General features: G+C 72.6%; 22 protein-coding genes and 1 pseudogene. 8 read left to right on the top strand and 15 right to left on the bottom strand.

From position 1 onward, the window contains the following. Nucleotides 1-72: 72 nt before the first annotated feature. Entirely contained in the window at nt 73-645 is a 573-nt protein-coding gene (locus AC0680_RS22150; protein ID WP_478631343.1) for a histidine phosphatase family protein, read from the bottom strand. A gap of 309 nt (nt 646-954) precedes the next feature. On the opposite strand from AC0680_RS22150, the gene AC0680_RS22145 reads away from it, so the two are divergent. Together AC0680_RS22145 and AC0680_RS22140 are read left to right on the top strand one after the other, a co-directional pair. Next, nucleotides 955-1,173, top strand: a complete 219-nt coding sequence (locus AC0680_RS22145) for a CbtB domain-containing protein (protein WP_384438680.1) — start codon at nt 955-957, stop codon at nt 1,171-1,173. 15 nt (nt 1,174-1,188) lie between these two features. Continuing rightward, complete coding sequence (locus AC0680_RS22140) at nt 1,189-1,941, top strand: CbtA family protein (RefSeq protein ID WP_478631340.1); 753 nt, start codon at nt 1,189-1,191, stop codon at nt 1,939-1,941. Between the two features lie 85 nt (nt 1,942-2,026). Here AC0680_RS22140 and ribA read toward each other — a convergent pair whose 3' ends face one another. Further along, a complete protein-coding gene (ribA, locus tag AC0680_RS22135) occupies nt 2,027-2,722 on the bottom strand; it encodes a GTP cyclohydrolase II (RefSeq protein ID WP_478631337.1) in 696 nt (231 codons plus the stop codon). A 112-nt stretch (nt 2,723-2,834) separates the two neighbouring features. Between ribA and AC0680_RS22130 the strand changes: the two genes are divergently transcribed. Then, the gene (locus tag AC0680_RS22130; protein WP_478631336.1) at nt 2,835-3,590 is read left to right on the top strand and encodes a creatininase family protein; all 756 of its coding nucleotides are present in this window, start codon (nt 2,835-2,837) and stop codon (nt 3,588-3,590) included. 1 nt (nt 3,591) lies between these two features. Next, nucleotides 3,592-4,254, top strand: a pseudogene (locus AC0680_RS22125) (RibD family protein); the annotation flags it as partial. Nucleotides 4,255-4,356: 102 nt separating this feature from the next. Here the strand turns inward: AC0680_RS22125 and AC0680_RS22120 are convergent. The 5 genes from AC0680_RS22120 to AC0680_RS22100 all read right to left on the bottom strand — a co-directional run bounded on the left by AC0680_RS22120 (nt 4,357) and on the right by AC0680_RS22100 (nt 8,813). After that, on the bottom strand, nt 4,357-5,349 hold the full coding sequence (locus AC0680_RS22120; protein ID WP_478631333.1) for a lysylphosphatidylglycerol synthase transmembrane domain-containing protein: 993 nt from the start codon (nt 5,347-5,349) through the stop codon (nt 4,357-4,359). After that, a complete protein-coding gene (locus AC0680_RS22115; protein ID WP_478631330.1) occupies nt 5,349-6,221 on the bottom strand; it encodes a small ribosomal subunit Rsm22 family protein in 873 nt (290 codons plus the stop codon). Before AC0680_RS22115 ends, AC0680_RS22120 begins: the two co-directional genes overlap by 1 nt. After that, nucleotides 6,218-7,339 carry a glycosyltransferase family 4 protein gene (locus AC0680_RS22110; RefSeq protein WP_478631327.1) on the bottom strand — a complete coding sequence of 374 codons (1,122 nt, stop codon included), beginning with the start codon at nt 7,337-7,339 and terminating at the stop codon, nt 6,218-6,220. The genes AC0680_RS22115 and AC0680_RS22110 overlap by 4 nt, the downstream gene beginning before the upstream one ends. After that, complete coding sequence (locus tag AC0680_RS22105) at nt 7,336-7,734, bottom strand: 6-pyruvoyl trahydropterin synthase family protein (RefSeq protein WP_478631324.1); 399 nt, start codon at nt 7,732-7,734, stop codon at nt 7,336-7,338. The genes AC0680_RS22110 and AC0680_RS22105 overlap by 4 nt, the downstream gene beginning before the upstream one ends. Before the next feature lie 89 nt (nt 7,735-7,823). Continuing rightward, complete coding sequence (locus tag AC0680_RS22100) at nt 7,824-8,813, bottom strand: zinc-dependent alcohol dehydrogenase (protein WP_478631321.1); 990 nt, start codon at nt 8,811-8,813, stop codon at nt 7,824-7,826. A 169-nt stretch (nt 8,814-8,982) separates the two neighbouring features. Here AC0680_RS22100 and AC0680_RS22095 point away from each other — a divergent pair, with 169 nt between their 5' ends. Further along, entirely contained in the window at nt 8,983-9,732 is a 750-nt protein-coding gene (locus AC0680_RS22095; protein ID WP_478631671.1) for a CDP-alcohol phosphatidyltransferase family protein, read from the top strand. Here AC0680_RS22095 and AC0680_RS22090 read toward each other — a convergent pair. Beyond that, nucleotides 9,668-10,054, bottom strand: coding sequence for a DUF6126 family protein (locus AC0680_RS22090; protein ID WP_478631320.1), 387 nt, complete (start codon nt 10,052-10,054; stop codon nt 9,668-9,670). The genes AC0680_RS22095 and AC0680_RS22090 overlap by 65 nt on opposite strands. Nucleotides 10,055-10,990: 936 nt before the next feature. On the opposite strand from AC0680_RS22090, the gene AC0680_RS22085 reads away from it, so the two are divergent. Then, on the top strand, nt 10,991-12,049 hold the full coding sequence (locus AC0680_RS22085) for a right-handed parallel beta-helix repeat-containing protein (RefSeq protein ID WP_478631318.1): 1,059 nt from the start codon (nt 10,991-10,993) through the stop codon (nt 12,047-12,049). 25 nt (nt 12,050-12,074) lie between these two features. After that, nucleotides 12,075-13,103, top strand: coding sequence for a methyltransferase (locus AC0680_RS22080; protein WP_478631316.1), 1,029 nt, complete (start codon nt 12,075-12,077; stop codon nt 13,101-13,103). 118 nt (nt 13,104-13,221) lie between these two features. Here the strand turns inward: AC0680_RS22080 and AC0680_RS22075 are convergent, their stop codons facing one another. The 7 genes from AC0680_RS22075 to AC0680_RS22045 all read right to left on the bottom strand — a co-directional run bounded on the left by AC0680_RS22075 (nt 13,222) and on the right by AC0680_RS22045 (nt 18,519). Continuing rightward, nucleotides 13,222-13,554 carry a TcmI family type II polyketide cyclase gene (locus AC0680_RS22075; protein ID WP_478631314.1) on the bottom strand — a complete coding sequence of 111 codons (333 nt, stop codon included), beginning with the start codon at nt 13,552-13,554 and terminating at the stop codon, nt 13,222-13,224. Nucleotides 13,555-13,610: 56 nt separating this feature from the next. Beyond that, complete coding sequence (locus AC0680_RS22070; RefSeq protein ID WP_478631311.1) at nt 13,611-14,084, bottom strand: SRPBCC family protein; 474 nt, start codon at nt 14,082-14,084, stop codon at nt 13,611-13,613. 1 nt (nt 14,085) lies between these two features. After that, entirely contained in the window at nt 14,086-14,370 is a 285-nt protein-coding gene (locus AC0680_RS22065) for an acyl carrier protein (RefSeq protein WP_478631308.1), read from the bottom strand. 15 nt (nt 14,371-14,385) lie between these two features. After that, entirely contained in the window at nt 14,386-15,636 is a 1,251-nt protein-coding gene (locus AC0680_RS22060) for a ketosynthase chain-length factor (RefSeq protein ID WP_478631307.1), read from the bottom strand. Then, a complete protein-coding gene (locus AC0680_RS22055) occupies nt 15,633-16,901 on the bottom strand; it encodes a beta-ketoacyl-[acyl-carrier-protein] synthase family protein (protein ID WP_478631305.1) in 1,269 nt (422 codons plus the stop codon). Before AC0680_RS22055 ends, AC0680_RS22060 begins: the two co-directional genes overlap by 4 nt. Beyond that, nucleotides 16,898-17,332 (bottom strand): cupin domain-containing protein, encoded by a 435-nt coding sequence (locus tag AC0680_RS22050; RefSeq protein WP_478631303.1) that lies wholly within the window; start codon nt 17,330-17,332, stop codon nt 16,898-16,900. Before AC0680_RS22050 ends, AC0680_RS22055 begins: the two co-directional genes overlap by 4 nt. 68 nt (nt 17,333-17,400) lie before the next feature. Then, nucleotides 17,401-18,519, bottom strand: a complete 1,119-nt coding sequence (locus tag AC0680_RS22045) for a SchA/CurD-like domain-containing protein (RefSeq protein WP_478631300.1) — start codon at nt 18,517-18,519, stop codon at nt 17,401-17,403. Nucleotides 18,520-18,768: 249 nt separating this feature from the next. On the opposite strand from AC0680_RS22045, the gene AC0680_RS22040 reads away from it, so the two are divergent. Next, the gene (locus tag AC0680_RS22040) at nt 18,769-20,403 is read left to right on the top strand and encodes an FAD-dependent oxidoreductase (protein WP_478631299.1); all 1,635 of its coding nucleotides are present in this window, start codon (nt 18,769-18,771) and stop codon (nt 20,401-20,403) included. Nucleotides 20,404-20,595 lie beyond the last annotated feature (192 nt).

Here is a 20,595-nt window from a genome sequence, read left to right as displayed (position 1 = left end):
CTGCACTTATGTCGCTTTTATGTGTAGATGAAGCGACAGATGAATTCTGAAGCATTTCGGCCACGCCCCCGCTCACCTGCGGTCCAGCGCCCGCCCCAGGCCCAGGTTCCAACGCCCGCCGCGGCCGCTCAGCTCGGTCGCGGTGAGCGGCGGCACGTCCAGCCGCCAGAACGCGTCCGCGGGCACCCGCAGCGCGCACACCGCCGCGGCCCGTACGACATCCGGTTCGACGACGGCCACCACCCGGCCCGCGTCGAGCGCCATCCGGGTCAGCCAGCCCGCGATCCGGTCACACAGCGCCCGCAGCGACTCCCCGCCGTGTCCGTCGAAGTCCGGATCGCTCAGCCAGCTGGAGACCGCGACCGGTTCGGTGTCGGCGACCTCGGCCAGCGTCCGGCCACGCCAGGCACCCATCGCACAACCCGCCAGCTCCGGCGCGGAGCGGGCCGGCAGCCCGAGTTCCGCCGCGGTGTCCCGGCACCGGACGGAGGGCGAGGCGAAGACCCGGTCGGCGGCCGGCAGCGATCCGGCCGCGGCCCGCACGCGGCGCAGACCGGCCTCGCTCAGCGGACCGTCGTCATCGAAGCGCACCTCGCGCTGGGCGTCGCCCGCCGCCGGTGAGACCAACATCACCCGAGTCGTCACGCCTCCTCCTTCCGCCGCCCACTGCCACCGTCAACCGACCATCCGTACAGGGCAGTTGCCCAGCAGGTGCGCCCCGTCCTGCGCCACTCCGCCCCCTCTATGGCCTTGGCCCGGTGGCCGGTTCACGGTACCTTCCCGATCGTATTGACGATGACATGACGGAAGCCGGTGGGATCCCGGCGCGGTCGCGCCACTGTATGTCCGGTTTTTACCAGCCCAAAAGGGCCAGGCCGGATGAGCCAGACCCGGCATGTCGTCCCGCACTCCACTGACTAGGGACGCGAGTTCCCCCTAATAGGAGGTCCTGCCATGGCTCAGACCATCGCACCCCCGGCCACCGGCGCCGCCGCCCCCGCTCCGCTCCCCCTCAAGGAGATCGCCCCCTGGGCGCTGTTCGGCGTCGTCCTGGCGCTGGTCCTGCTGTACTTCGTCGGCGCCGAGCAGGGCGCCACCTCGCTGCTGTCCGGCACCGACGTGCACGAGTGGGTCCACGACGGACGCCACCTCCTCGGCTTCCCCTGCCACTGATCGGACCTGGCACCCATGAACTCGCTCACCATCAGAAATCTTCTGGTGCGCGGTCTGCTCGCCGGCCTGGCAGCCGGTGTCGTCGCCCTGGTCGTCGCCTACCTGCTGGGCGAACCGCGGGTGGACGCCGCCATCGCGTTCGAGGAGGCCCACAGCCACGGCCACGAGCACGAGGTGGAGGTCGTCAGCCGCGGTCTGCAGTCCACGGCGGGGCTGGCGACCGGCGTCCTGGTCTACGGCGTGGCGCTGGGCGGCATCGCCGCACTGGTCTTCTGCTTCCTGCTGGGCCGGATCGGCCGCTTCGGCGCCCGGACCACCGCGGCCCTGCTGTCCGGCGCCGCGCTGCTGGTCTATCTCGTACCGTTCCTGAAGTACCCGGCGAACCCGCCGGCCGTCGGTGACCCCGACACCATCGGCCAGCGCACCGCCCTGTACTTCCTGATGATGCTGCTCGGCATCCTGCTGGCCGTCGGCGCGACGATCCTCGGCCGGCGCCTGGCACCCAAGCTGGGCAACTGGTACGCCACGGTGGCGGCCGGTGCCGCGTTCGTGGTCGCCGTCGCTGTCGCGTACGCCTTCCTGCCGTCCTACGACAATGTGCCGCACGGCTTCCCCGGCACACTGCTGTGGCAGTTCCGGCTGTCGACGATCGCCGTCCAACTGGCGCTGTGGACCGCCTTCGGGCTGCTCTTCGGCCACCTCGCGGAGCGCGTCGTCCCCACCCAGCAGCGGGCCGCCGCACCCACGGCGGCGCCCGCCACCTCCTGATACGGCGTCCGCCGCCGGGCAGGCGCACACGGTAAGGGCCCGCGACCACGTGTCGCGGGCCCTTACCGCTCGTATGCCTGCCGCCTCAGGACAGGCCGTGGATGCCGTCCAGATGGGGCAGGTCGTGGTCGAGGCGCTCGCGTTTGGCGCGCAGATAGCGGATGTTCTCCGCCCGGGGCGCCACCAGCAGCGGAACCTGTTCGGCGACGGTGATGCCGTGCCGCAGCAGCGCGGCGCGCTTGCGCGGGTTGTTCGACAGGAGCCGCACGGACCGGACGTCGAGATCCTGCAGGATCTCCGCCGCGACGCGGTACTCACGGGCGTCGACCGGCAGTCCGAGCGCGATGTTCGCCTCGACCGTGTCCAGCCCGTCGTCCTGCAGCTTCATCGCCCGGAGTTTGGCCAGCAGACCGATTCCCCGCCCCTCGTGGCCCTGGAGATAGACGAGAACGCCGCGCCCGGCCGCCACGATCGCGCGCAGCGCGGCGGACAGCTGATCGCCGCATTCGCAGTGCGTGGAGCCGAAGACATCGCCGGTCAGGCACTCCGAATGCACCCGGGTCAGCGCCAGTTCGCCCGCCACCTCGCCGTACACCAGCGCCACCTGCTCGATATCGCCGCGCCGGTCGAGATAGCCGACCGCGCGGAATTCCCCGTAGGTGGTGGGCAGCCGGACCTCCACCACCCGTTCCACACCCGCATTTTCACGGCCGGCATCGTCGAGAGCGATAGCGAGGTCGGGGCCGAGGCCCGGACCGACTACATCGTCGGGGTCCGTCATGGCGCGATGGTACCCGCGCGGTGAATAGGGCGGCAGCGATTACTCACCCATACGACAAGTATGCTGCGAGGCCGACGCCCCGGTCAGCCGGCGACGAAAGGCGGCAGTGCCCATGACCGCTCCACCACAACCGTCCCCGGCCACCGCTCTGTTGCCGGCGGACACCACCGAGGACGTGCGGGCGCGACGCCCGGTGACGGCCGTCCTGCCGGTCGGCAGTTTCGAACAGCACGGCGCCCACCTGCCGTTGATCACCGACACCGTCATCGCCTGCACCATCGCCGGGGAGCTGGCGGCCGCCCATCCCGTCCAGCTGCTGCCACCACTGACGGTGTCCTGTTCGCACGAACACGCCGACTGGCCGGGGACCGTCAGCATTTCGGCGCGGACCCTGCACGCGGTCGTCACCGACATCGCCGCTTCGCTCCGCCGCTCCGGCATCGGCACCCTGGTTCTGGTCAACGGGCACGGCGGAAATTACGTACTGCGCAATGTGGTTCAGGAATCCGTCGGGAGCGGGGTGCGGATGGCGCTGTTCCCCCAGTCGGCGGACTGGGAGGCGGCCCGCGCCCGGGCCGGGGTGCGCACCTCCGCGCACAGCGATATGCATGCGGGAGAGGTCGAGACGTCCATCCTCCTGCATGCGCATCCCGAACTGGTCAAGGACGGCTACGAATCGGCGGATTGCACCGCCGATGACCGAAAGCATCTGCTGACGCTGGGAATGTCGGCCTATACCGCCTCCGGAGTCGTCGGCCGCCCCTCGCTCGCCTCCGCCCGCAAAGGCAGGGAATTGCTGGCCGGACTGGTGGCGGAATTCGGCGAATACGCCGCGCTGCTGGGGACGCCGGCGGAAGGCGGGCGGTGAGATGACGGCCGGGAAAGGGCCCGAGGTGCTGGACGCCACGGCGGCATGGGAGCGGCTGCTGCGGATCCGTACGGCCGGCGACGCCCGGGCGGCCGGGCTGGTGACGGACGGGGACGGCGGGTGGCGTTGGGCGCAGCCGGCCTCGTCCGGGGCGGCCGAGCTCGCCGAGCGCTATCTGCCGCTCTGCCTGGCGGGTCCGCGGATCGCGTTCGCTCAGCTCGGGCAGAGCCTGGACGGCTTCATCGCGACCCGTACCGGCGACGCCGACTACGTCACCGGCGAGGAGGACCGCCGCCATCTTCACCGGCTGCGCGCACTGGCCGACGCGGTGGTGGTGGGGGCGGGTACCGCCGTGGCGGACGACCCCCGGCTGACCGTACGCGCGTGTGCGGGCGAGCATCCGGTACGGGTGGTGCTCGACCCGCAGGGCCGGGTGCCGGTGCGCAGCGGGGTGTTCACCGATGGTGCGGCGCCGACGCTGTGGGTGCTCGGACCGGGCGCCGGCCCCGCGCCCCGAAACGCCTCGGGCGCCGGGGTCGACGTCCTGCGGCTGCCGGATGCGGACGCCTTCGGCCCGGAGCGGCTGCTGGCGGTGCTGGCGCGGCGCGGGCTGGGCCGGGTGCTGATCGAGGGCGGCGGTGTCACCGTGTCGCGGTTCGTGCGGGCGCGGGCGCTGGACCGGCTGTACCTCACCGTCGCGCCGGTCCTGCTCGGCGACGGCGTCCCCGGTCTGCGGTTTCCCGGTACGCCGGTGATGCGCCAGGCGCTACGTCCGCCGCTGCGGCGCGCCCTGCTCGGCGAGGACACGCTCTTCGAGCTCGAACTGCGGGCGGTGGCCGGCGCGTGCTCCGGCGGCCCACCGCACGAGCAGGACCGCGGCGCCGGGCAGGCCGGCGGCGAAGGCGAGCACGCCGTAGACCACGGAGGTGGTCAGCCCCTGTGCGGCGCCCAGTCCGGCGGCGCCGAACGCCCAGGCGGCGGCGCCCTCGCGGGGACCCCAGCCGCCGATGTTGACCGGCAGCGCCATCGCGAGCAGCGCTAGCACCACCAGCGGCACCAGCTCGGCGGTGGGTGCGGTGACCCCGGCGACACGGGCCGCCAGGACGAACATCGCGAGGTACCCGGCGAGCACCGCCACCGACGACAGCGCGACACCGGGCCAGACCCCGCGGGACGGCAGGCCCTGGCGCGCCTCGGCCCGCGGGGCGCGTGCCCTCCCGCGGCGCAGACACCACCATCCGACGGCCGCCAGGACCACCGCACACAGCGCGGCGACCGGCAGCACGACGCCGGGCGAGCCGAGCGCGCGGGCGAGCGCGGCGGAGACCGGTGAGGGTCGCACGAGCAGCACCGCGGCACCGCAGACGAGCAACACCAGCTGGCCCGCGGCGCGTTCCAGTATCACCGCGCGCACGCTTCGGCCGAGGTCGCCCGAGCCGCGGCGGTGCCCGACGGCGCGGTGGACATCGCCCAGGACCCCGCCGGGCAGCACCGCGTTCAGGAACAGTGCCCGGTAGTAGTCCGCGACGGCCCGGCCCAGCGGCAGCCGCAGCCCCAGGCCGCGGGCCACCAGGCACCAGCGCCAGGCGCTGAGGACCGTGGTCAGCAGGCCGATGGCGAGGGCGGCCAGCAGCGTTCCGGCATCGATCCTGCGCAGCCCCGCCAGGAAGGCGGCGGAGCCCAGGTGCCACACCAGCGCCACCAGCACACCCGCGCCCACCAGCAGCCTCAGCCACGCCGCCCAGCCGGACCGGTGCATCACTCGGCCCTGGACGGCGGACCGGGCAGCGCCAGCAGATCGGTGTGGTGCACCGTGACGCCCAACTCCCCCGCCGCGCAGTGGTCCAGTCTCCGGCGCAGATACGCGACGGCCCGGGGCGCCAGCGCCGGCCGCTGGGCCTGCGCGGCACCCACCCAGCCGCGCAGCCATTCGGCGATCAGCGTGCACTCGGCGCTCCCCAGCCGCCATGGACTGGACCGCAGCGACACCGTCGCGCCCCGTCGCTCGAACGCGGCGACGGCCGCCGCGACCGCGTCCGGACCCAGCAGGCGGCGGCCCCGGTCCGCGCGGCGCTGGTGGTCGTTGAAGGCGGCGGCCAGCTCGGCGTCGAGCGGCTCCTTTGGGGTCAGTTCGACCCGCCCGGCGACGGAGAGCGCCAGCAGTGCCGGGCACCCGGCGCTCGTGCAGGCCTCGGCGAGCGCCTCCACCTCCTCGCGGGTGAGCAGATCGAGCAGCGCCGAGGCGGAGACCAGCGACGTACCGGCGAGGTCCGCGGCGCTGAGGGCGGTCAGATCGCCGTGCTCGGTGACGGTGTGAACGGCGGTCCCGTCAGCGGCCGTCGAGGGCATCCGCGCGCCGGCGTGGGCGAGCAGCGCCGGGTCGTGGTCGTGGAGGGTCCACTGCTGCGGACCGGGCAGCCGGACGGCGAGCCAGCGCGCCATCGAGCCGGTGCCGGAGCCGAGATCGCGGATCACCAGGCCGGGTGGGCGCCCCGCGGGCCCGGCCTCGGCCGCCCGCGCGAGCCAGGTGCGCAGGGGGCGCAGCAGCTCGGGCGCCCGGGACACGGCATCGGCGCGCTCGCGCAACTCCAGCCAGCCGGCGGCGAACCGGGCGCTTCCCACGGCGTTCAACGCGCCCTCCGGGGTTCGTGCCGAAGCCGTTCCAGCGCTCCGGCCAGACTCTGCGACGTCATCTCCCACTCCTCCAGCATGGCACGCCGGTCGCGTGCCGATCTCTTCAGCCGGTGGCGCAGCCGCGGATCGCCGAGCCAGCGGCGCAGCGCATCGGCGAGTTCCACCGGACTTGCGGACGGTACGAGCAGGCCGGGCAGACCGCCGTCGGGCGCCCGCCCGAGGGCCTCCGGTACGCCGTCCACCGCCGTCGCCAGCACCGGAATTCCGCGGGCCAGCGCCTCGGTGACGACCATGCCGTAGGTCTCGGCGTACGAGGTGAGCACCAGCAGGTCGGCGGCGGCGTAGCGCACGGCCAGCTCCTCGCCGGCCAGCGGACCGGCGAAGTCGACCCGCTCGGCGATGCCCAACTCCTCGGCTCTGCCGGGAAGTTGCCGGGCGTAGCCGGGGTCGCCGCCGGGCCCGCCGACGAACGCACAGCTCCAGGGCAGCTCGGAGACGGCCGCCAGGGCGTCGAGCAGCCGGCGCTGGCCCTTGCGCGGGGTGAGCGAGGCGACGCAGAGCAGCGCGCCGGCACCGTCCGTGCCGGGCGCGAGGGGCGCGGGATCGACACCCGGCCTGGCGACGTGGACCCGCGCCACCGCCGGCCCGTGGTGCGCGACGATCCGGCGGGCGGCCCACTCGCTGGTGGCCACCACGGCCCCCACGGCGCGCAGGGTGCGGCGTTCGCGGGCGTCCAGCTCGGCCGCCGTCCCGGGGTCGAGACCGGTCTCGTCCCCCAGCGGCAGATGCATCAGCACGGCGAGCCGCAGCCGTTCGGCCTCGGGGGCGAGGATCTCGGGGACGCCGCCGGCGACCAGCCCGTCGAGCAGGACCACCGCACCGTCCGGCAGGGCCGCCAGCCGGCCCGCCAGTTCCGCGCGGGCCACCGCGTCGGGCCGCGGCCAGCTGCCGGGCATCGCGTACGGGTGCACCCGCCACCCCTGCTTCGGGAGGTCGCGGCACACCCGCCGGTCGTAGACGTTGCCCCCGCTGGGCTTCTTCGGATCGTCGACGCCACCGGGCACGACGAAGTGCACCACCCGCTCCGGCGCCCGGTCGGCGCCGGTCCGCGTCACAGCGTGCGCTCGTACGTCGCCCAGGCGACATGCGATTCGTGCAGGGTGACCGATATGCCGGCCAGCTCGCGGGCGCCCTCGCCGAGGTTGCCGGCCTGTACGCGGTCGGCGAGCCGGTCGGCGATCACCTTGGCGAGGGCCTCCGTCGAGGTGTTGATCCCCGCGAAGGCGGGTTCGTCGTCGAGGTTTCGGTAGTTCAACTCGCCCACCACCTGGCCGAGTTCCTGGGTGGCCAGGCCGATGTCGACGACGATGTTGTCGGCGTCGAGGGCCTCGCGGCGGAAGGTGGCGTCCACGATGAAGGTCGCGCCGTGCAGTCGCTGTGCCGGCCCGAAGACCGCGCCGCGGAAGCTGTGCGCGACCATGAGGTGATCGCGGACGGTGATACTGAACACGGGCGTTCCTCCGGTGTGATGTCGGTCTCATGGACGGCCACGGTGACGATGCCTTCCGTGGGGCGGTCGCGGCGTGCCGCGCCCGTGCTCTAGGAGGCGCCCGGAGGCGCGTAGCGGATGCGATGGCACAGCGCCGCGAGGTCGCCGGAGGCGAGCCGGGGCAGTACCGACGGCAGCTCCTCGAAGGCGGATTCGCCGGTGATCAGGGCGTCGAAGGCGGGGTCGGCGAGCAGGTCGAGGGCGAGCGCGAGTCGGTCGGCGAAGGTGCGGCGGGCGCGCCGCGCCGAGGAGACCGCACCGACCTGGCTGCTGCGGACGACCAGCCGGCGGGAGTGGAAGGCCTCCCCCAGGGGCAGACTGACCCGCCGGTCGCCGTACCAGCTCAGCTCGATGACGGTGCCCTCCGGGGCGAGCAGTTCCAGCGAGCGCGCCAGCCCCTCCTCGCTCGCGCTGGCGTGCACGACGAGATCGCAGTCGCCCAACGCGTCGCCGGGCAGCGCGAAGTCGATACCGAGCGCCTCGGCGGTGGTGGCGCGCGCCGGGTCGGCGTCGACCAACTGCAGCCGGACCGCCGGGTAGCGGGCGAGCAGGGCGGCGACGCTGCAGCCGACCATGCCCGCGCCGACCACCGCGATCCGGTCGCCGACCAGCGGCGCGGCGTCCCACAGGGCGTTCACCGCGGTCTCCACGGTGCCCGCCAGCACGGCGCGCGCGGCGGGGACGGTGTCCGGCACCGGGGTGACGGCGTGCGCCGGGACGACGTAGTGCGTCTGGTGCGGGGCGAGGCAGAAGACCGTGCGGCCGCGCAGCGCGGGCGGCCCCTCCTCGACGACGCCGACGTTGAGGTAGCCGTACTTGACCGGTGCGGGGAACTCGCCTTCCTGGAACGGCGCCCGCATGGCGCCGTACTGGCTCTCGGGAACGCCACCGCGGAAGACCAGGGTCTCGGTCCCGCGGCTCACACCGGAGTACAGGGTCCGCACGAGCACCTCATCGGAACCGGGCTCCGCCAGCGGCACCGGCCGCAGCTCGCCCCGGCCCGGAGCGCTTAGCCAAAAAGCACAAGCGACGCGCGGCATCGGGATCCTCCTGGACGCTCCGTCGTGGGGTCGTTGATGCTGGGGATCATGAGGACGCCGTCACCATACGCGGCGCCCATGGACTGCGCCACAAGTCGCGGGAGGCACGGTGGCTGTTGTGAAGGAGCGTCACGGCACAAGGCGGTTGGAGCAGGACACCACGGCCGGAATGGGTGTGCAGCTGCTGGTGCTGGTGGTGCTCTGCAGAGCGGTCGGCCTGGGCACCGCGGGTTGGCTGACGGGTGCCGTGTTCGCCGTGGGCAGCTGGGCCGTACTCACCCTCGCGCTGCGCCGGTCGTGGACGGGGCCGTTCGGTCCCGCCAACCGCGTCACCCTGGCCCGGACGATCCTCGTCGGCGGCGTGACGGCGTTGGTCGCGGACTCCTTCGACGGGCAGGCACCGGTCACGGTGCTGATCGCGCTGGCCACCGTCGCGCTGCTGCTGGACGCCGTCGACGGACAGGTCGCCCGGCGCACGGGAACGGCGACCCGGCTCGGGGCCCGCTTCGACATGGAGGTCGACGCCTTCCTCATCCTGGTGCTCTGCGTCTACCTCGCGGTGCCGCTGGGCGCCTGGGTGCTGACCATCGGTCTGATGCGGTACGCCTTCGTCGCGGCGTCCTGGGCGCTGCCGTGGCTCGGCGGGGCCCTGCCGCACAGCATGGCCCGTAAGACGGTGGCGGCGCTCCAGGGGATCGTGCTGGTCGTGGCGGGTTCCGGGATCATGCCGCGGGCCTCGGCGGCGGCTTCGGTGGCCGTGGCGCTGGCGCTGCTCGTGTGGTCGTTCGGGCGGGACGTCCGGTGGCTGTGGCGGGTCCATGCCGCGGCGGGCGGGTCCGGCGTCGTCCCGCGCCCTACGTCCCCGCGTGCCGCCCCAGGTAGACGACGAGCACCAGGAAGACCAGCACCAGATTCGTGACGACGACGCAGAGCAGTGCCCGGCGCCAGAGGCTGTCCCGGGGCGGCCGGTGCACGAGCACCGTGCCGGGCAGCCGGGCGAGCCGGGTTCCGGGGCGGACCGCGGTGGCGCGGGCCCGGCGGACCCCGCGGCGCGGCGAGGAGTAGCGGTGGGCGAGGCGCTCCGGGCAACTACGGGCGTGCCCGCGGGCCGTGCGGAGCGGCCCGCGCCCCGGCGCACGGCCCCGGCACGGGGGTGTGGCACCGGGCCCGGAGCGCGTGGGTATGCAGTTCCGTGACCGGACCGCCCGCCAGGGCGGCGGCCCCTTGCGCTTCGGTACCACGCATGACCTCCGCGTTCGGGCTGACCGGCGGAATTCTATCCCGTCCGCTGCGCTTGGCTGGCTTCCCACGTTGTCGGCTGTCCCGCCGTGGGGGTTTCACTTGGTTCGCCTGCGGCCCTTTCGCTGCGCTTTGCTGCGGCCCACGTTGTCGGCTTTCCCGCCGTGGGGGTTTCGCTGGGTTCGCCTGCGGCGGGCTGGGTGCCGCTGCGCGGGGCGTTTTCGGCAGCGGGTGCGCCCCTCCGGACTCCGTCCTGCGGTCCGCCCCCTCCCGTGGGAGGGGGAGAGAGACCGGTGGGACTGGACGTCAGCATTCGTGTGCCGGTAGTCGACGGGCGGGGCTCGCCCCCTCCGGCCCGTCTTCCACCCACCCACGGGAGGGGACAGACCGTAGGACGAAGTCCGTAGGGCTGTCACCGCACCCGACAAACAACCGCCCGCCGCAGGCGCAACGGCGAAAAACACCACGGTGGGACAGCCGACAACGTGGGAAGCCAGCAAAGCGCAGCGAACGGGTGATCAAGCCCCAGCGAAGTGTCGTCAGGCAGGCCCCGCGCGTTGGACTGCCATGACCGTCTTCCGCGTCCGACCGTGGTTCCTGCCGACCAGCCTCGCGGCGTTCCTCACCGAGGTGTGGCCGGACGGGCCGGCTGACGCGCCGTCGGACGCCGGATCCGGTGAGCCGCGGGAGGGTGGGGCCGACGGGCCGTCCACTACCCGGTCAGCTGATTCAGGGACGGCCGATTGCCTTCCGTGCCCCGGTACGGCCGAGGACGGCGGCGAGCACTCCCGCAGGCGCCCTGACCGGCCCTGACGGGCGGGCGCGCGGGCGGCCGGGCAGCGGAGTTGACAGCGCGTCGAAAGCCGGCGGGCGCACGCACCGTGGCCATCGGGTTACCACATGTGGCGAGCGGTGGTGATCGCCCATAGCTTCGCCTCATGGCGCTTCGACAGATGAAATACATGGGCTGCGTCGCGGCGGTGATGGCCGGCGGACTGGGCGCGGCCGCCCCCTGCGACGGCGGGCGGCATGTGGTCCGCCCGGGCGATTCGATCCAGCGGGCGGTGGACAGGGCACGGCCGGGTGACACCGTCGTCATCAAGCCCGGGGTCTACCAGGAGAGCGTACTGATCAACAAGTCCCGGCTGCGCCTCGTCGGAGCGGGCGCGAAAACGGTGATCAAGCCGACCGGGAAGCGCGCGGAGAACGCCTGCGGGCAGGAGGGCAACGGCATCTGCGTCATCGGCAGCAAGGGCCACCCGCTCCAGGACGTCCACATCCGTTCGCTGACCGTCGCCGACTTCAAGCGGAACGGCATCTGGGCCTCCGGCACCGAGCGGCTGACCGTCACCGATGTGACCTCGCGGAAGAACCACGTGTGGGGCATCGCCGCGGAGAAGTCCACCGCCAGCCTGATCAGGGACAACCAGGTCGTCGGCAACGGCGACTCCGGCATCTTCGTCGCGAACACGGTCAAGGAGGAGGGCGGGGCCACCGACACCCGGGGCACGGCCATCTCCCAGAACCTCATGACGGACAACCGGATCGGTGTCACGATCCGGCGCGTCAGGAATCTGACGGTCAGTCACAACACCATGACCGGGAACTGCGGCGGAGCGTTCATCGTCGGCGACGAGTCGCGCCCCAGGGCGGGTGCCCTGACCGTACGCAACAACGAGATCACCAAGAACAACAAGTACTGCCCCGCCAACCCCCGCCTGCCGTTCCTCCAGGGCTCCGGCGTCGTCCTCACCGGCACCGAGGAGGCGCGGGTGGTCCACAACCTCATCCGGGACAACGCCGGCAAGTCCCCGCTCTCCGGCGGCGTCGTGCTCTTCCACAGCTTCGTCAAGGCCCTCAACGAGCGCAATTTCATCGGGGACAACGTGGTGCTGGGCAACAAGCCGGTGGACCTGGCCAACCGGGACACCGAAGGCCGGGGCAACGAGTTCCACGGCAACAAGTGCCGGACCTCGGAGCCGGCCCGTCTGTGCTGACTTCACACGGGAGAATCGAGGCGGAATGACCACCGTAAGTCCCACCCCCCAGCCGGCCATGCGGCTGCGCGAGCTGGTCTTCGGAGCGGCGTGCGCGGCGGCCGTACGGGCCGCGGCCAAGCTCGGCGTCGCCGATGCCCTCGGCGAGCAGCCCGCCACGGCGCAGGAGCTGGCCACCGCGGTGCGGGCCGAGCCGCGGCCGCTGGAGCGGCTGCTGCGCACGCTGTCCTGCTACGGGATCTTCGAGGAGACCGCGGACGGGAAGTACGCCCACACCGAGATGTCCCGGCTGCTGCGCGAGGACGCCCCCAACAGCCTGCGCTACATCTCCCTGTGGTGCACCGAGCCCTGGACCTGGGACGCCTGGCCCCGGCTCGACGAGGCGGTGCGCTCGGGCCGCGACGTCTTCGACGGCCTGTACGGCAAGGACTTCTTCAGCTACCTCCATGAGGACGCGCCGGACTCCGCCGACGTCTTCGACCGGGCCATGACCACCTCCAGCAAGCAGTCGGCCGAGGACCTCGCCGCGCTGCTCGACCTGTCCGGGGCGTCGTCGGTGGCGGACATCGGCGGCGGCCAGGGACATGTGCTGGCCAGTCTGCTGGAGAAGTACCCCGCGATGCAGGGCACGCTGCTCGATCTGCCCACGGTGGTGGCGAACCCGGACCCCCGGCTCCGCGAGGGCGGCGCGCTCGCCCCGCGGGTACGGATCGTGCCCGGCGACTGCCGCGACGACATCCCCGTGCAGGCCGATGTCTACATCATCAAGAACATCCTGGAGTGGGACGACGAGAGCACCCGCCGGACGCTGCGCAACGTCGTCGACACCGCCCGCCCCGGCGCCCGAGTGGTGATCATCGAGAATCTGGTCGACGACAGCCCCTCGATGAAGTTCACCACCGCCATGGACCTGCTGCTGCTCCTGAACGTCGGCGGTGCCAAGCACACCAAGGAGAGCTTGGTCGGCCGGATGTCGGCGGCCGGCCTGAAGGTCGGCGACATCACGCCCGTCAACCCCTATCTGCACGCCTTCGAGTGCACCGTCCCGGCGTGAGGCGAACGTGCCCGTGAACGGCAGGCCGCCCGGCGAGGAGAAGCCTCCTCGCCGGGCGGCCCGGCCCGTTCCCGGGCGGATGCGTGCACCGGGGGATCGCCCCGGCTCCGCCCGCGCGTCAGCCGCAGCCGTCGCGCTCCCAGCGATAGAACTCGTGGGCCATCGCGTCCTTGGGGCTGCGCCAGGTCTCCGGGTCGTACGCGCTGACATAGGCGGACAGCTTGTCGCTCACCGCGCGGAACTCGGGGTGCTCGGTGACCTTGACGATCTCCGGGCCGGGCGGCCGGTCGGATTCGATGAGGTGCAGATACACGTCACCGAACTGGAAGAGGGTCCGCCGCGAGACGCCGACCAGGTGGGGCAGCTCCGTGCGGTCGGAGGTCTTGAAGACCTCGGCGATGTCCGGAGCCGAACCGGGTGCCATGCGAGCGACGATCAGAGCGTGATGCATCGGGGAGATCCCTTCTTTGCCGCCGGGGGGCGGTCCGGACGCGGCCCGGTGGGCGGTCAGTTGACGGCGGCGGAACGCAGCTCGCGGTCCCGCTGTTCGATCTTGTCCCGGATGAGTTCCAGCTGGATCCGCGAGTTGCGGTTGATCAGCTCGGTCATCCCCTTGTCGTCGACCGGGGCCTGCGGCTTCATCGCGAAGTCCTGGGTCCAGTGCATCGAGGTGCCGCCCGGGATCTCGGAGTACTTCCAGTGGATGTCCATGTGCTCGAAGGGGCCGGTCTCCACGCGGCGGGCGCGGACGGTGCGGGCCCTGCGGTCCATGACCCGTTCGGAGACCCAGCTCCAGACGGTGCCGTTGTCGTCCGGGTGCATCGTCAGCCGGAAGGTGGTCTTGTCGCCCTCCCGGGACAGCACCTCGACCGAGGCGTACTCGCTGAACAGCTGCGGCCAGTTCTCGATGTCGTTGGTGATGTCCCAGACGAGGTCGAGGGGCGCGGCGATGGTGATGTCGTTCTCGGTGTGGCCGGGCATGTCAGGCTCCTGTCGTAGGCACTTTGTCCTTGTCGGCGGTGGCGTGGTCGGTGTTGACGAGGGCGAGGAAGTCGCGCGGCGTCTTGCAGCGCTCCGCGTCGGTCGGCATCGGCCGGCCGTGCCGGTTCTCCAGTTCGCCCACGATGCCGAGGAGGCCGAGCGAGTCGAGGCCGAACTCGGCGAAGGACAGATCGGCGCGGTTGGCCAGGTCCTTCGGGTCGACGGTGAGGCCGGCGGCCGACTTCATCAGCGACGCCAGCTCGTCGAGGGTCAGTTGAGCGGTCATGTGGGGTTCTCCTTCTCACGAGGGGGACGTGGGGGCGTGCCGCAGCACCATCGCCGCGTTCGACCCCATCAGCCCCCGGCTCAGCACCAGCGCCGTCCGCAGCTCGGCGGGCCGGGCCCGGCCGATCACCACGTCGAGGTCGTGGCATACGTCGACGACGTTGGGCGTGGGCGGCACCACGCCGTTCTCCATGGCGAGCACCGCGGCCGCGATGTCCAGGACGGGGGCACCGCAGTACGCCCGCCCGGTGCCGGTCTTGGGCGCGGTCACCGGGATCCGGGCGGTGCGCCGGCCCAGGGCGTCCGCCAGGGCCAGCGCCTCGGCGCGGTCGGCCGACGGGACGCCGAGCGCATCCGCGAACACCACGTCGATCTCCTCCGGAGCGCACCGCGCGTCCTCCAGCGCGCCGCGGATCGCGTGGGCGAGCCCGTCGCGGGACTCCTCCCACCGCGAGGCCCCGGTGAAGGTCGCGGCGTGCCCGGAGAGCACGGCCCGGACGGTCGCCCCGCGCTTCCCGGCGGCCGCCGCCTCCTCGATGACCAGCATCGCGCCGCCCTCGGCGGGCACGAATCCGCAGGCACCGTCGGTGAACGGGCGGTAGGCGCGGTCGGGGTCGTCGAGCCTGCTCAGATCGTCGTAGCCGAGCTGGCAGACGACCGAGTAGGGGGCCAGCGGCGCCTCGGCGGCGCCCACGACGACGGCGTCGGTGCCGCGCCGGATGGTGCGGCAGGCGTGCGCCAGGGCGTCCAGGCCGCCCGCCTCGTCGCTGGCCACGACTCCGCAGGGTCCCTTGAAGCCGCCGCGGATGGAGATCTGTCCGGTGCTGGCCGCGTAGAACCAGGCGATGGACTGGTACGGGCCGACGTGCCGGGAGCCCTGGCCCCAGAGCCGTTGCAGCTCCCGTTGGCCGAACTCGCCGCCGCCCGACCCGGCGGCCGTGACGACGCCCACCGCGAACGGCGAGTGGTTGTAGTCGGCGCGGCCGAGGTGGGCGTCGTCCAGCGCGAGGTTGGCCGCCGCCATGGCGAAGTGCGTGAACCGGTCGGTCTGGACGAGGTAGCGCTCCTCGATCAGATCCGCCGGGTCGAAGCCGCGGACCTCACCGGCGACCTTGAGCGGCAGGTGCTCGCACCCTTCGCGGGTCACCCGGTCCAGGACGCTGATGCCCTCCCTGGTCGCTTTCCAGAAGGCCTCGGTGCTCACCCCGTTGGGGGCGATGACGCCGATGCCGGTGACGACGGAGCGTCGTTCCTTAGGGGAGCTCATCGTGCCCTCCCGCCCTGTCGGGTCAGTACGACCGCTGACTGGAATCCACCGAAGCCGCTGCCGACCGAGAGCACCGAACGCAGCGGCAGCTCCCGTGCCGTCCGGGGCACGTAGTCGAGGTCGCACTCCGGGTCCGGGGTCTCGTAGTTGGCCGTCGGCGGCACGACCTGGTGGGTCAGTGCCAGCACACAGGCGACGATCTCGATGGCGCCGATCGCGCCGAGCGAGTGCCCCACCATGGATTTGATGGAGCTCATCGGCACCTGGTAGGCGTGCTTGCCCAGCGACCGCTTGACCGCGGCGGTCTCGTGCCGGTCGTTCTGCTGGGTGCCGGAGCCGTGTGCGTTGACGTAGTCGACCTGGGTGGCGTCGATCCTGGCGTGGCCGAGCGCGCGGTTGATGGCCTCGGCCATCTCCAGGCCCTCCTGGGTGAGGCCGGTCATGTGGTACGCGTTGCCGAAGGTGGCGTAGCCGCGTATCTCGCAGTGGACCGTCGCACCGCGGGCGCGGGCGTGTTCCAGCTCCTCCAGGACGAGTACGGCGCCGCCCTCCCCCATGACGAATCCGTCGCGGTGGGCGTCGAACGGCCGTGAGGCGTGGGCGGGGTCGTCGTTGTTGGCGGAGGTCGCCTTGATCGCGTCGAAGCAGGCCACGGTGATCGGGGAGATCGGGGAGTCCGACGCGCCGGCGATGCACACGTCGACCCGGCCCTCCTCGATGGAGTGGAAGGCGTACCCGATGGCGTCGAGGCCGGAGGTGCAGCCCGTGGAGACGGTCTGCACCGGGCCGTGCGCACCGACCTGTTCGGCCACTTCGGAGGCGAGCGAACTGGGCGAGAACGCCCGCTCCAGATAGCGGCCGGCCGGCCGGTGGTCAACGTCCCACCGCTGCCCGTGCTCGCTGACGGCGACATAGTCGTGCTCCAGGCGCGTGGTGCCGCCGACCGCGGTGCCCAGGGACACCCCGATGCGCCAGGGGTCCTCCTTCTCGGTGTCCAGGCCGGCGTCGCGCAGCGCCTCGGCGGCGGCGACCCTCGCGAACTGGATGTACCGGTCCGAGCGGGCGATCTGATCCGCGCTCAGCCCGTGGGCCTCGGGATCGAAGTCGCACTCGGCGGCGATGCGCGAGCGGAAGCCCTCCGGGTCGAAGAGGGTGATGCCGCGGGTCGCCGTACGCCCGGCGGACAGCAGGTCCCAGAAGGCGGGTACGCCCACGCCGCCCGGGGCGACGATGCCGACGCCGGTGACCGCCACACGGCGGGTCATGACACCGGCTCCGTTCGTTCGGGTGGCACGGCCGGCGTGCTGTCCTCCGCGCCTTCGGTGTCGACGTGGCCGAGCTCGGGGCGCGGTGCCAGCGGGCCGAGGTGGAAGACCATCCGGGCCTCGACGTCGCCCACGTTGCGGAACCGGTGCCGCATGTAGGGGGGAATCAGCAGGCCCTGGTCCGGGCGCAGCGAGTGGGTCTCGCCGTCCAGGTCCACTTCGAGGGCGCCCTGGACGACGTACACGAACTCCTCGGAGTACGGGTGGTAGTGCTCGCCGATGCGCTCGCCGGGCTGGACGAGTGCCATGCCCATGAAGCCGCTCGTGGCGCCCACCGCGCTGGGTGTCAGCATGGCGCGCAGATCACCTCCGCGCCGGCGGTTGGGCTTGGTCTCGCTGAGGTCCACGATGCGTGGGCGGTCCGTGGTCATGGCTGATTCCTCCAGGGGGCGTGAGGCCGTCGGTTGGGTGGGGTGGGATCTGCCGCGGGCGGCTGCGGTCAGGCGTCCGGGGCCCGGCGATCGGTGATCAGGGCCATGTCCGAGCGCGTCAGGAAGCGTGCGAGCTCACGGTCGTCGGACAGGGCGCCGGCCGCCTCGTTGTCGAGGAGGCGCCGCAGCACGGCGATCTTGCGGGGGCCGCGCACGCCGAGCGACAGCACGGGGTCGCTGTCGATGGGGATCCGCAGGTCGATCAGCCGGACGACGATGTCGTCGCGCTGGAAGATGGTGCTGCCGGCGATCGGGCAGGCCTCGTCGTCGGCGGCCAGTTCGTCCTGGCGGGCCAGCATCCTGGCCAGCACCATGCCGCACCCCTCCTTGGCGGGGTAGAGCAGCGCATGGCGCCGTACGTCCTCGGGCCGGCTGCCGTGTGCCGCGACGTGGTGCACGGCGGGCAGTGCGGCGCGGGTGAAGAACACCCGGGCGGAGTTGGGGTCGCTGAGGTCGCGGTCCTGTTCCAGGTACGGGTTGATGGCCTCCTCGACGGCCCGGACCTCGGGCTGCCGGGAGACGTGGCGCAGCGCCGCGACGAGGTCGCCCTGCACCTCGACGGCTCGTACGACGCGGTTGCCGTGCATGAACAGGGAGGTGCGGCGCAGTCGGGTGGTGTCGTCGACCCGGGCCTCCGGGGAGGTGTAGCCGGCGAGGATCTCGGCGACCTTGTCCTCGCTGCCGGGCTTGACGGTGAAGGTCAGGGCGTGCCGGACCACTCCGTCGCCGACGCGGGGGTTGGCCTGCAGCCGGCCCTTGGGGGGCTCGGGGGCGAGCGTGGCGATGTTGGAGGTCTCGCGCAGGACGCTGAAGCGCAGCGAGCGGGTGTCGCGGACGCAGCTGTGCAGCGGCTGGACCATCTTGACGTGTTCCTCGCTGTTGACCCAGGTGAGGAATGGCGCCGCGCTCTCCCACTCACTGGTGATCAGCCACTGCGAGGGGTTCTCGATGGACTGGCACAGCTGGTCGGTCATGTGACCGGGGACCGACGCGACCTGGTTGCGCAGGTGCTCGTAGGCTTCCAGGAAGCGCTGCTGGGCTCCGTCGTGGAGGTCCAGCAGCAGCACGACCCGGAGGCGGGAGCCGTCGAAGGCGGACTGGGATATTCGTTCCGACAGCGTGGTCATCGTCTACGCATCTCCTTCGGGGCCCGACGGCCCCTGTGGTGCGTCGTCAGTTCCGGTGCGATCCGGATGACTGAGCCGGATGGTGGGCGGCTGCCCGGGTGTCCCGGGGCGTCCCGGATTCGATCGTGGCGGGGACCGTCCGGTGGCGCGAGATCTGTGAGCCATGCAGGTGAATCGTGATCGAAAACGGCCATATCGGGGCATTCGTGCTCCATCTGCCCTCAATGCGCCCATGGAGCTGGAGCACGAATGAACCCCACCGTTGAAGACCGGGTCCCGGTACTCATCGTGGGCGGGTCCCTGGTGGGCCTGTCCGCGTCGTTGTTCCTGGGACGGCTGGGTGTGCGGCATCTACTGGTCGAGAAGCACGCGGACACCTCCCGCCACCCGCGCGGGCGGGGGAACAACGTCCGCACGATGGAGCTGTACCGGGTCGCCGGAGCGGAGCGGCCGATCCGGGAGGCCGCGTCGGTCCTGGCCGCCAACCACGGCATCCTGCAGGCCCCTTCGCTCACCGGCGACGAACAGGAGTGGCTGTTCAAGGAGATCGACCCGGGCGGCGGCCTGGCCCGGATCAGTCCGTCCGCCTGGTGTCTGTGCAGCCAGAACGACCTCGAACCCGTACTGGTGCGCCGCGCCCGCGAGCAGGGCGGACAGCTGCGGTTCGGCACCGAGCTGGTCTCCTTCGAGCAGGACGCGCAGGGGGTGACCGCGGTCCTGCGGGACCGGGAGACCGGTGAGCCAAGCACCGTGCGGGCGGACTACCTGATCGCGGCCGACGGCCCGCGCAGCCCGGTCCGCGAGCGGCTGGGCATCGGCCGGACGGGCCCCGGCGACCTGTTCCACAACGTGAGCATCACCTTCCGCGCCCCGGCCCTGGCGGATGTGGTGGGCGACCGGCACTTCATCGCCTGCTACCTGACCAACCCCGAGGCGGACGGGGCGCTGCTGCCGGTGGACAACCGGGCGGAGTGGGTCTTCCACGCCCCCTGGCACCCCGACCAGGGCGAGACCCTGGAGGACTTCACCGACGAGCGGTGCATCGACCACATCCGCCGGGCGACCGGCGCCCTGGACCTGGACGTGGAGATCACCGGCAAGGCTCCCTGGCACGCCGCCGAGCGGGTCGCCGAACGCTATGCGGTCGGCCGGGTCTTCCTCGCCGGCGACTCGGCCCACGAGATGTCCCCCACCGGGGCGTTCGGCTCCAACACCGGCATCCAGGACGCCCACAACCTCGCCTGGAAGCTCGCGGCCGTCCTGAACGGCTCGGCCGGCCCCGGGCTGCTGGCGACGTACGAGGCGGAGCGCCGGCCGGTGGCGCGAGAGACGAGCGCGCGCGCCTCGGCCCGGTCCGCCGAGCACAGCCACCCCGGGTACGTCCCGGCACCGGGGGCGGGCGGTGGCCGGCAGCGCGGCGTGCTCACCGTCGCCCTCGGCTACTGCTATCCCGAGGGCGCGGTCGTCGGCGCCGACCCCGAGCTCCCGGTGGTTCCCGAGCAGCTGCGGCTGACCAGCGAGCCGGGCACCCGCGCCCCGCACATGTGGCTGCACGCCGGCGGCGAGCGCCGCTCGACCCTGGACCTCTACGAGAAGTCGTTCGTGCTGCTGTCCGGCTCCGACGGCGACATGTGGCGCACCGCGGCCAAGGGCGCCGTCCAGCGCTTCGCCGTAGCGCTGGACTGCTATCTGATCGGCACCGAGCCGGACGACGACCTGGCCCCGGAGGAGGGCGTCGACTGGGCCGAGAAGCACGGCACGACGCCCGAGGGCGCGGTGCTGGTGCGCCCCGACGGCTTCGTGGCGTGGCGGGCGGAGGGCCGGGTGGCCGACCCCGAGGCGGCGCTGGCGCAGGTCTTCGCCTCGCTGCTCGGCAGGGACTGACCGCGCGGGCCGCCCGGCCCGGTCGGTACGGGACGCCACGAGCGGAACGGGCCGGAAGGCGGGACGCACGGGGCGGGTGAGGGCTGTGGGGGCGGGGGGATCCGCGCCGGCCCCCCGGCGCCGGGGAAACACCTTCTTTTCCTCCCCACCACAAGGGCTTCTTCGGGCGGCACCAGCCGCGTCCCACAACCC

Source organism: Streptomyces sp. NPDC043738, assembly GCF_056436545.1.
The sequence above is the reverse complement of the archived record's forward strand: the minus strand, read 5'-3'. Positions and strand labels throughout refer to the sequence as shown.